This window comes from Neisseria sp. P0021.S005 (assembly GCF_051956955.1).
Genome location: NZ_JBQCWY010000644.1, coordinates 1 through 1736, shown reverse-complemented (window position 1 = coordinate 1736; position 1736 = coordinate 1). Strand labels below are relative to the sequence as shown.

Here is a 1736-nt window from a genome sequence, read left to right as displayed (position 1 = left end):
CATGGTTTTGGCGCAAATCGCCGTAGTTGGTGTCGCCGACGATGGGGTGGAAAATGTGTTTCATATGGCGGCGGAGTTGGTGTTTGCGGCCGGTGTGCGGCGTGAGTTCGGCCCACGAATAACGCGAAGTCGGATAACGCAGGGCGGATTGGAACGGCAACTCGGTTTGTGCCAGACAACGGTAGGTGGTTTGCGCTTCCTGCAATGTGGCTTCGGTCTGCGCTTCGGCGATTTTGTCGGGCATATATTTGAGGGCGTAATCAATCAGGCCGTCTGAAGGTAGATGACCGCGAACAATCGCCCAATAGGTTTTTTCGATGGTTTTGTTTTCAAACTGCTGCGTCAGTAACCGTGCGGCTTCCGTATCGAGGGCAAACAGCAAGACGCCGGAAGTCGGGCGGTCGAGGCGGTGGACGGGATAGACGTGCTGCCCGATTTGGTCGCGCAGGGTTTGCACGGCAAAACGGGTTTCGTGTTTGTCTAACCAGCTTCGGTGCACCAGCATTCCGGCAGGTTTGTTGACGGCAACGGTGCGGCTGTCGCGGTGGATAATATCGAGCATGGCGGAGCAGTTGAATAAAAGCAGATATTGTAACGGGCTTTTGAAGATGTGGCAGGCACACTTGCCGCCGAAACCCAACTTTCAGACGGCCCGCCTCTTTCGGGTTACAATACTGCACATAAAAACACGAAGGAAAAGCTGTGAGCCTGCTCAAAAAACTGCCCAAACCCATGCTGCCCGACGAAACACGCCGCGATATTCAGGCGCGCGAGTCGTATCATGTATTGAAGATTATTTCCGAATTTGTCGAAGCCGGCGAAGAATTGCGCGCCATTCAGCCAGCCGTCAGCATTTACGGCAGCGCGCGCACGCCCGAAAACCATCCCGACTACGCGTTCACATTGCGCTTGGCGCGCAAACTGTCGGATGCCGGATTCTCCGTCATTTCCGGCGGCGGTCCGGGCATTATGGAAGCGGCCAACAAAGGCGCGTTTGCAGGCGCAAGTCCGGCGGTGGGGCTGAATATCGTGTTGCCGCACGAACAAAAAGCCAATCCGTATCAGGATTTGTCTATTAAATTCCAACACTTCTTCCCGCGCAAAGTCATGTTCGTCAAACACGCCGTGGCGTATGTCGTCATGCCCGGCGGTTTCGGCACATTGGACGAATTGTTTGAAAGCCTGACTTTGGTGCAAACCGGCAAAACGCCCGACCGCCCGATTATCTTAGTGGGCAAAGCATTTTGGGCAGGGCTGTTGGACTGGATACGCGAGCAGTTGCTGGGCAGAAACCTGATTTTGGAAGAGGATTTGAACTTGATCCGCACCATCGACGACGAAGACGAAATCATCGAAGAAATCTTCGCCCATTACGAAAACCGCTTGGAAGACTTGTTCGAACACCAAAATGCTTGGTCGCTGGGACTGTAAACAACTAAGGTTTCAACTGAAAAAAGGCGGTTATCCCACCTGCCCTTTGCTTCATTAATAAAGGCCGTCTGAAAATGTTTTCAGACGGCCTTTTATCTTCTTTCAAAGCGTTTAATTGTTTTCCCACTCGACATGCTCACTCAAGAAGCCGCCGCTTTGGTGCGCCCAAAGTTTGGCATACAGGCCTTGTTTCTCGAGCAACTCGGTGTGGCTGCCTTCTTCGATGATGCGGCCTTTGTCCAAGACGATGAGGCGGTCCATCGCGGCGATGGTGGAGAGGCGGTGGGCGATGGCAATCACGGTTT

General features: G+C 53.5%; 2 protein-coding genes and 1 pseudogene. 1 reads left to right on the top strand and 2 read right to left on the bottom strand.

What is annotated here, in order from left to right; translation table 11 throughout:
• Positions 1 to 562 (bottom strand): pseudouridine synthase (locus ACTHUE_RS17835; protein WP_440424088.1); only part of this gene is annotated, 562 nt, incomplete at its 3' end.
• A 140-nt stretch (positions 563 to 702) separates the two neighbouring features.
• Between ACTHUE_RS17835 and ACTHUE_RS17830 the strand changes: the two genes are divergently transcribed.
• Positions 703 to 1431: a TIGR00730 family Rossman fold protein gene (locus ACTHUE_RS17830; protein ID WP_039861893.1), complete on the top strand. Its 729-nt coding sequence runs from the start codon at positions 703 to 705 to the stop codon at positions 1429 to 1431.
• A gap of 111 nt (positions 1432 to 1542) precedes the next feature.
• Here ACTHUE_RS17830 and ACTHUE_RS17825 read toward each other — a convergent pair.
• Positions 1543 to 1736 (bottom strand): annotated as a pseudogene (locus tag ACTHUE_RS17825) (multidrug ABC transporter ATP-binding protein); the annotation flags it as partial.